The organism is Streptomyces sp. NPDC001709, from assembly GCF_053596375.1.
This window is the reverse complement of the sequence record NZ_JBSFGB010000101.1, coordinates 1-9091: the sequence shown is the minus strand read 5'-3', so window position 1 is coordinate 9091 and position 9091 is coordinate 1. Positions and strand designations below refer to the sequence as shown.

At 70.7% G+C, this 9091-nt stretch carries 7 protein-coding genes; 2 read left to right on the top strand and 5 right to left on the bottom strand.

All coding sequences use genetic code 11. From position 1 onward, the window contains the following. The first annotated feature begins 245 nt into the window (after positions 1-245). Positions 246-2783: a Helicase associated domain protein gene (locus ACWC0C_RS47570; RefSeq protein ID WP_450871409.1), complete on the top strand. Its 2538-nt coding sequence runs from the start codon at positions 246-248 to the stop codon at positions 2781-2783. A 321-nt stretch (positions 2784-3104) separates the two neighbouring features. Here the strand turns inward: ACWC0C_RS47570 and ACWC0C_RS47565 are convergent, their stop codons facing one another. The 5 genes from ACWC0C_RS47565 to ACWC0C_RS47545 form a co-directional block, all read right to left on the bottom strand. Continuing rightward, a complete protein-coding gene (locus ACWC0C_RS47565) occupies positions 3105-3422 on the bottom strand; it encodes a hypothetical protein (protein ID WP_450871407.1) in 318 nt (105 codons plus the stop codon). Continuing rightward, positions 3409-4212 (bottom strand): hypothetical protein, encoded by an 804-nt coding sequence (locus tag ACWC0C_RS47560; protein ID WP_450871405.1) that lies wholly within the window; start codon positions 4210-4212, stop codon positions 3409-3411. The genes ACWC0C_RS47565 and ACWC0C_RS47560 overlap by 14 nt, the downstream gene beginning before the upstream one ends. Before the next feature lie 13 nt (positions 4213-4225). After that, positions 4226-4969, bottom strand: coding sequence for an AAA family ATPase (locus ACWC0C_RS47555; protein ID WP_450871403.1), 744 nt, complete (start codon positions 4967-4969; stop codon positions 4226-4228). Then, positions 4966-6657, bottom strand: a complete 1692-nt coding sequence (locus ACWC0C_RS47550; protein ID WP_450871411.1) for a Mu transposase C-terminal domain-containing protein — start codon at positions 6655-6657, stop codon at positions 4966-4968. Before ACWC0C_RS47550 ends, ACWC0C_RS47555 begins: the two co-directional genes overlap by 4 nt. 188 nt (positions 6658-6845) lie before the next feature. Next, complete coding sequence (locus ACWC0C_RS47545; RefSeq protein ID WP_450871401.1) at positions 6846-8111, bottom strand: AAA family ATPase; 1266 nt, start codon at positions 8109-8111, stop codon at positions 6846-6848. Positions 8112-8410: 299 nt separating this feature from the next. Between ACWC0C_RS47545 and ACWC0C_RS47540 the strand changes: the two genes are divergently transcribed. Then, positions 8411-8773, top strand: coding sequence for a hypothetical protein (locus tag ACWC0C_RS47540; protein WP_450871400.1), 363 nt, complete (start codon positions 8411-8413; stop codon positions 8771-8773). Positions 8774-9091 lie beyond the last annotated feature (318 nt).

Here is a 9091-nt window from a genome sequence, read left to right as displayed (position 1 = left end):
CCAAGGAACCAAAACACAGCACCGACCCACTCGGTCAAACTGCACAACACCAGGCCAAGAGCATGACGACTACTCAGATCCACTGACCGACGACAGCGGAGATGGGTCACTGTGTCCTGGGTCGGGGGTGTGGGCCGGTGTCACGGTGGGCGCGCTGTGTCCCAACGTTCGTTGTACGAAAGCTGGTTGCTCGTCGTCCAGTGTGTGGGTGCTGTCGTTCCGGCTCGCAGGAGAAGGTAGACGAAATGGTTGTGAAGGAGCTTCGTCCTCATCAACGAGAAGCCGTGGACGCCGTGCTCCGCGCGCTCGAATTGTCTGCAAGATCTAATGTGCCGGAGCGGGGGCTGCGGACTCAGGTGATCATGGCGACCGGATCGGGCAAGACCCTCGTCGCCGTGCGCAGCGCGGAGGAGCTGCAAGCGGGCCGGGTTCTGGTGCTCGTGCCGTCACTGGACCTGCTCGCCCAGACCGAGGCCGCCTGGCGCGAGGGCGGGCGTACGGGGCCGATGATCGGAGTCTCCTCGCTGCGCGAGGACCAGGCGGGCTTCCCCAACACCACGGACGTCAATGAGCTGGTGGCCTGGGTACGGCCCCTCGACAAGGTCACCGTGTTCGCCACCTACGCCTCGCTCGGGCTCGGCACCCTCGAGCGCGCCCACACCGCGGGCCTACCGGGCTGGGACCTGATCGTCGTGGACGAGGCACACCGGACCTCCGGGCGAATCGGGAAACCGTGGGCGGTCATCCACGACAACACCCGCATCCCCGCCCTGCGCCGCCTCTACATGACCGCCACCCCGCGGCTGTGGCAACTGGACGAGGACGCCGAGGGTGCGCCTGGCGCGCCGGGCGAGCTCGTCGCCTCCATGGAGGACGACCCGGCTGGTCCATTCGGCAGCAGGTGCTACACGCTCACCCTGTCCGAGGCGATCGACCGGGGCATCTGCGCGCCCTACCAGGTGGTGTGCCTGGACATCACCGACACCCAGCTCCAGGCCGCCCAGCTCCTGGGCGCCGAAGCCCGCTCGGACCAGGTGCGCGGGGCACGGCTCGCCGCCCTGCAGACCGCACTGGTGAAGGCGTCCTCGGAGGAGAACTTCCGGCGCACGCTGGTCTTCCACCACGTCGTCAAGGAGGCCGAGGCGTTCGCGGCCGGACTCACAGACGTCGCCCAGCAGCTGCACGCCGCCGACCCTGAGCTGTACCCGCGCACGGTGTGGGCCGACTGGCTGTGCGGCGAACACAAACCGCTCCACCGACGCCGCGTCCTGGACGAATTCTCCAAGGGGATCGCTGCCGACGGCACCGTCGTGGAGAAGACGTTCCTCGGCTCCGTTCGCGTACTCGGCGAAGGCATCGACACCTCCCACTGCGACTCCGTGTACTTCGCCGACGTGCGTGGCTCCATGCCCGATCTGGTTCAGGCCGTGGGACGGGCGCTGCGGGTGCAGCCGGGCGAGGGCAAGGTCGCCTCGCTCGTGGTGCCCGTCCTGCTCGGGCCCGGTGAGACGGCCGACAACATGCTGACCTCGCGGGCCTTCGGTGGCCTGGCCAAGCTGCTGGAAGCGCTCAGGGCGCACGACGCCAGGGTCGTGGAGGCTCTGGCGCAGCCCCAGGCGCCAAGCCGTGTCAGGGGCGTACAGAGCCGCAGCGGGGCGGAAGAGGAGGGAGCAGGGAGCGACCGAAGCGACCGACTGTCAGTCCCGGCCCGGGCCCTGCTGAAGTTCTCCACACCCCGCGACCCCGCGCAGCTGGCCGCCTTCATCAACCTGCGCGTCCTCAACCCCGAACACGCCCACTGGCGACGCGGCATCGAAGCCGCCGTCATCTACGCCCGCGAGCACGGCGACCTGAAGGTGCCGTTCACGTACCGCGTGCCCGGCCGCGACGACCAGAAGGCGGAAGCCGAGGGGTGGCCAGCCACGCTCGCAGGCTTCCCGCTGGGGCAATGGATCGCTGACGCGAGGCGCGTCTACGCCCGTGGGGACATGGACGAGGACCGCGTCCTGCAGCTGGAGAAGCTGGGCATGGTCTGGTCGCACTACGACGTCGCGTGGGAGGAAGGCCTCGCGGCGGCGCGCGGGTGGGCGGCCGAGGCGGGCCATCTCCTGGCACCGCTGGACGCCACATACCAGGGATACAAGGTGGGCATCTGGCTGAAGAACGCCAGGGCCGCAGCCCGCAAGGCCGCCGACATCGAGCAGCGGCGCGCCGAAGGACTGCCGGCGGGATCGGTGGCCGGGGCGCTGTCCGAGGAGCGGCGCGCGCAGCTGGACGACATCGACCCCTCGTGGTGCCCGAGCTGGCCGGTGGAGTGGCAGCGCGCCTTCCACCTCGTCCGGCTCCACCTGGACGCCGACGGCGAGCTGCCCATGTCGCCGGGCGAAATCGTGCACCAGGGCGAGGACCTCGGACGGTGGGTACGCTCCGTCCGGCTCGGCTGGGACAAGCTCACCGCCGTGCAGCAATGGATGTGTGAGCATATCCTCGGGATCGAGCCCGCGGCCGAGGACGAGAAGCCCCCGCCGCGCCGTACGCAGGCCGACAAGTGGGCGATGAACTACGCGGCCGCCAAGCAGTTCTACGAGCGCGAGGGACACCTTCGGGTACCACGCAAGCACATCGAGACGATCGCCGTCGGCGACGACAGCAGGGACAGCGAAGGCCAGGGGCCACGGGAGATCAAGCTCGGCGCATGGATCAGCAACCAACGCTCGCGGGCCGCAACACTATCCCCCGAACGCATCGAACAACTCACCACCATCGCCATGCGCTGGACATAACCCAGACGTGCTGAGTATCCGCGGCGCCCCGCGAAGCGGCACACCAGGGCGCGGTTCGGATTCTCCGCTCCGGCAGGCTCGTCGGACGACCCGCGCATCCGGCTGATCACCCAGTACCTGTCCGGAGAAGTGGCCCGCGAGCTGTTCGCCGCCCGGGACGCCGGCGCAGGCGAGCAGCAGCAGATGGTGATCCTCGCCCGAGCGCTGGGGCATTGCCTACTTCCGGGACGCAGGCCTGCGCGCCCACGGACTCGGGATCGCCTTCACCGACGTCGAGTTCGCCGGTTTCTCCATCGCCTGAGGGTGCACCCGGTTCCGGGCTCAGGACGAGGGCGGGATCTGGTGCCGTGTCAGCATCGTGTCGTAGCCCTGTGCCTCCTTGCGTTCGCGCCAGTCCCACTGGATGCGGCCCGCAGGGCCGGTGCGCTGACCGGCAGGCGGCTGCGGCGGTCGCAGCCCGGCTTCCTCCGCCACGCGCAGCAGGTGCGTGCGGTCGTGGGGTCCGGCCAGCAGATGCTGGTCCTGGGCGGGCGCGAGCCGGGCGAAGCACACAGCGGCCTTCAGGAAAACGCGGGCCCACGGCGGCACGCGGTAGGTGGCGCAGCCGTCGGTGTAGCGGGCGCGGTCATGCAGGGCCACGGTGGCCGCGGCATCGTCGTAGTCGCCGGGGCGGGCAGTGGCGAGCTGCTGGAAGGAGGCACCGGTGAAGAGCGCGCCGGCGAGGGCAGCGGCCAAGCGGGGATGGGCGGTCACAGCGGCCAGGCGCCGGGCGGCTTCCCGGCGTGTCTGCCCGGTGAGGGGTGTCGGTGGCGGGCGATGCCGGAAGACGATCGGCGGCGGTGTACGGGCCGGTACAGGGGGCGGGGCTGTCGTAGGAGACGAAGCGGCCCAGTGCGGGCAGGGTGAGCCACCGGCTGGCCGGCCGGGCAGGTTCTTCAGCAGGCGGGGATATGGGGGCGATCGCGCCGTAGTAGTGGCGGCGGGCGGCTTGGAAGTCGGCGGTGAGGGTGTAATCGACCGCCTGCAGCACCTGGTACAGGGCGGCCGGCAGGTGCGGGCGGTGGCAGACCAGGGTCAGGTGGATGCCGGTGAGGGCGCGCAGCTGCAGGAGGCGCATAGTGCGGCGGGCGGTGAGGCGGTGGGCGCGCAGGACGGTCAGCCGGTTCACGGGAAGGGCGGTCATCCAGGCGGTGGCCGCCTCCCAGGCGGGCTGACGGCCTGCGAAGAAACGCCCCGGGACCAGGGGCGGTTTACCCAGAGCGGCGAGAAGGTCGTGGGCGAGGCCGGCTTCGCTGGTGGTGCCCGGGCCTGGGTGCAGGGTGATCCGGCCGGACAGCGGATGGTGGGCGGCCAGGACGGTGTGCGGGTGGAGCGCGTCGTCGCCCGGGTCGAGGACCACGGCGACGGACGGTGGCACGGCGGGCGGCATGGCGGTGTGGTGGTCAGGCGAGGCGGCTGAAGGCCCAGCGCAGCAGCTCCTGGTCCACGCGGGGGCGGCCGGTGCGGGTCAGGGCGGTGCGGGTGTGCGCGGTCAACTGCGCCCACGCGCGGAAGTTGCCGTGCGCGGCGTGCTGGTCGGCGAAGGTGATGTCGTGGGGGTCGGCGTCGGCCCAGACTGGATGGAACAGCGGGATGGCCTCGAGGACCTCGCTGGGGGTGAGGCGGGTGAACTGCTGCCAGATGAAAATGCGGGAGGACAGCATCGGTTCGCGGCGCAGCACGGTGTGGCAGCCCTCCCCGCCGACGAAGATGATCGCCAGCTGGGTGGCCGGTTCGTCCCACAGATAGCGGAAGTACTCGAATGCCTCCCCGTTGAGCCACTGGGCCTCGTCCACGAGGAAGGTGCGGGGGCGTTCAGCCAGGGCTGTCTTCAGCAGGCGGTCGAATTCACTGGGATGGCGCGGCGGTTCACCGGCCAGGTCGAGCGCGGTGAACAGCTCGTAGCGCACCGCACGGGCGGTGGGACGGGCACGGAAAGTGATCTTTCGGACGTCCTCCTGTGGTTCGAGTCCCCGCAGGCAGATGTTGACGGCGAGCGTCTTGCCGAAGCCGGCGCCGCCGTGGATGCACATCATGGCGCGGGCTGCGACGGTGTCGGAGATGTTCTCCCGGGCAGTGAGCAGAGCGCGGGTGGTGACCACGGACGCATCGGGCAGGTCAACGTACTGGTAGGTGGCCGCGGTCACGAGGCATCTCCGTCTTCAGCGTTCTGTGCGGTCGGGTCGGGCGGGACGTCGGCGGCAGGTTCGGCCGGGACGGGAGCAGACCGGTCGGGCGCGGTCCGGGTGGCGAGGGAGGGCGGGGTGCGCCATTCGGCCGGGGGCGCGGCGGGCGGGATGAGGTCCGGCAGCGCCAACTTCGAGGCGTCGGTGTGCTCAACGGTGGCCAGTTCGTGCCCGGCTTGAGCGGAGGTGAGGGCTCCCAGCCGCTGAGCCGGCCCGGCCGTGGTGGCCGGGGCAAAGCGCTGTCGGCGCAGCGTCTCGGCGGCTTTCACCTCGGCGCGCAGACGTCGGGCACGTTCCGCCCGGGCCGCGCGCAGGGCCTCGAGTTGTTCGGGGGTGGCCGCGTCCGCAAGGTGCGCAGGCCCGAGATACCCGCCGCTCGCGTCACAGATGTCGATCTCGTGATCGTGGTGCGGCATATAACGCACTGTGACGGTACGGCCGGCCTGGCCCGTCATCCATGGGGCAATGTAGGTGCGCCCGCGCCACCGCACGCCGTGGCTGGTCAGCTTCCGCGGGCGGCCGTCGTCCTCGAGGGTGAACGTCCACAGGTCGGCGGCGGGGACGTCCGTGACAGGAGTCGGATCGGCCTGCCATGCCTCAAGCGGCGTACGGCCGGACAGCGCCTGGGGCCGGTGCTCGGTGTTCCACCAGTGTGTCCAGGCCAGCACTTCCGCTGTGAAGTCCTGAAACGACATGGCACCGGACGTATCCGGCCTGCGGCCCGTGCCTTTGCGTCGCCGGCCGGAGCGGGGCTTGGCGGGCGTGAGGGTGTAGCCGGGCAGGGCCGCGAACAGCATCCGGTCGACAGCCCGGTTGAGATTTTCCACCGTGCCCTTGAGATGGGGGCTGTAGGCGGGAAGGTCCTTCACCGTCACGCCCATCGTGCCGAACGCGGCAGTTACGGTGGTCGACAGGAAGTCCTTGCCCCGGTCCACCCTCACCTGCTCCGGTGTCCCTCCCGCGGGGCCGTAGGGCTCCACACGCAGCACAGCGGCGCGCAGCGCGACCAGTACGGAGGCGCGGGAAGGGACGCCAGGAGTGACCGCAGTGCCGGTGATGACCTTGGTGGCGGTGTCGATGAACCAGGTCACCCACGGACGCACCAGGTCGCCGTCGGCATCGACCAGCAGCGGTGCCTGGACGTGATCGGCCTCCCACACGTGATTGCGCCAGGAGGCCGCCCGTTTGCCGAAGACGTCGTGCGCGCGTGCCGCGTCCGGTCTCTCGGCAAGACCGGCCCGCTCCCCCGCAGTGAGATCACGACGCACTGCGCGCAGGAACGTCGACAGCGACGGCACCGGGTCCAGCAGCGGCACCGCAGCCGGCGGGGCGCCCGCGGGAGAAGCCGCGGATTCAGACGCCGTCGTCGGCTGACCGTCCCGGCCGCCGGTCTCGGCCCGGGCCACCAACTGGCGGTGGACCGCAGAAGCGTTGCCGTGCCAGTACGCCAACAGCACCCGGATCTCACTGGTGATCTCGAACCGGTCACCACTGCGTTCCCCGGGGCGGATCGCGGCCCGGGGCGACCGTGAGGCCTCAGCCAGCCACCGCCACACCGTCCGCTCCGACACCCCCAGGCACTCCCCGGCCAGGCGCACATGCTCCCGCGACAGCCACCGCTCGGCGCGCAGCGCCAGCAGACGACGCACCGCCAGCGCCCGCAACGCCGTCAAAGACACCTCCCCCAGAACACCAGCCGGATCCTGCGGCGGTGCCATCGGCTGCCCGTCCACGCCGTGCCCCTCCGTCCCTTCCACTTCCATGGAGCGCGCCTTCGTTCACCTCGTCGGAACAGATGAAGGCCCCCGTACACGAGCCCTCCGAGCAACCCGGACCGTCACGGGTAGGGGCCAAGGCGCGCGCAGGCCTGCTCGATCAGCTCCCGGTCCACACGCCGTGCGGGGCCGCGCTCGCGGGCCGCGTAGACATGCGACGTGATCTTCGCCCACGTGCGGAAATTGCCGCGCGCCATCTGCTCGTCCGCCCGCGCAAGGTCGTCCGGGTCCGCCTGCGCCCACACGGGATGGAACAGAGTCAGCGTCTGCGGTACTTGAGACGGCTCAAGCCGACCGACCTGATGCCAGGTCAGCACTCGCGAGCGCAGCGCCGAAGCACGGGCGAGGGCCCGCTCGCTTCCCGCCCCGCACAGCACCAGCGCCGCCGCACAGCCCGGCGCGTCCCACAACTGCCGCAGATAATCCAGCAATGGCGGCGTCAGCCGCTGGGCGTCATCGACCACCAGCACGCCCGGCTCGGCCAGTGCCCGCGTCAGAGCCTGGCTGGCCGGTCCGGCCCGGTGCGGCAGCGCCCCCGACGGCAGCCCGAGCGCTTCACACAGCGAGGCCCGCAGCTGCGGCAGACCGGGCGCCACGCCGGCCACCGCCCGCCACACCGGCACCCGGCCGGGGAGAAAATGCAAAGCCTGCTCGACGGCGACCGTCTTCCCCAGGCCAGTATCCCCGTACACACAGCACATCCCGCGGGCCGCGACCGTATGCCCCACAGCCTCCGCCACACCGGCCACCTGCCGTGTGGACACCAGCCGGGCCCCCGGCACGTACAACCGCACCCCGCCGCCCCGCACCCCCGCATCCGCGGCGCCCTCCGGCACCGGCACGTCGGCGGGCGGCCCGTCGACAACAAGCGGACCACCCGCCCCGTCCACGAGCCCCAGATCCGCCAGTGCCCGGTCATACCGGCTCGGCTCCAGCCCCACCCTGACCCCCGCCGGACGAGCCACTTCAAGAACCCGGCCCGCCCCCAGATCCCGCTTGATCACGCGGTGCAACGTCGGCAGCGAGGGCACACACTCCGCACCCCACTCCTCCAACGCCCCCTCTTCCTGGGCCCGGAGCATCCTGCGCCGCAACTCCGCTACGTTCCCGCCCGTCTCCGCGAGGACCTCCCACAAGGCGTCGCTCAGCGAAAACCCGTCCTGCCGCGGCCGCGCCTCGACATGGCCCCGGCGTCCATCGGCCAGCCACCGCCACACCGTCCGCTCCGACACACCCGCCAGCTCCGCCGCGATCCGCACATGCAGCGCCGACAGCGTCCCCTCCCCATCCACCGCAAGAAGCCGCCGTACCACCACACCCCGCGCCAACGACGCTCCCCCGGCCGGCACAACAGCAGCCGATCCCGCCCCGGCCCCACCCGCCGAAACCCCCTGAACCGTCATACGGCCCAGCCCACCCGACCCCGCCAGCCCCTCACACAGGAACAGCGAAAACCATGACAGCCAGCAACCAACCTGCTAGCCGCCCCACAACATCCGCTTGGTCACCCCATGACAGCAACCACAGCCCCGTCCTGCACCCCACTACCAGGACGTCCGCTCCGCGATCCCGCTGACGCCCACCCACTGCCACCCCACCGCCCAATCACACCAGCCACACCGGCGCCATGGCGTACTTGGTGCCCGAGGCCGGCCAGCTGTCCACCACGGCTGTCACCGACATCTACGCCCACCTGGTTGACTCCACCCGCTGTCTGATCAAGGCCGGGCACGCCGGACGCTCACTCACCGCCCCTCACCTCAATCACCGGCTCAAGGCCCTCGGCATCCGCCGCGGCGGCAGCAACACCGCCCTGAGGGAGCTCGCCTCTGAGCTGCCCTCGGTAATCGTCAGCCGCCTGCTGGGGCTGCACAAGGAGACCGCCGACATCCGTCAACGCGAAGGCGCCGGTTTCGGTCCCGAGTACGCAGCCGGCCTCTCCCTACGCGAAGCGCAGGAGCAGCGGCTAAGCAACCGTGCGCCTACTTGACCAGGCACGATCGAGCCGCCGAATCTTGGCGCACCGTCCTCCACGGAGAGGGCCCACATGGCTGCCGACGCAAGCGGTCTCGTTCAAGCCGCAAGCAATCTGCGTGCCACCCTACAAACAGCCGCGAGACCGCATGCCCGCGGAGCACGTATCGACTCGGCCTGGCACAACGCCGGAACTGCACTTGCCCTGGCCGCGACGACCGCCGCCACCATCCTTCCGTCTACTGACCTTGTTGGCGTGATGTCGTGGCTGACAAGTGGTGGTTGTCGCGGTAGGCCGGTCACATGAGGTATCCGCAAGGGGGCGGGCTCACCG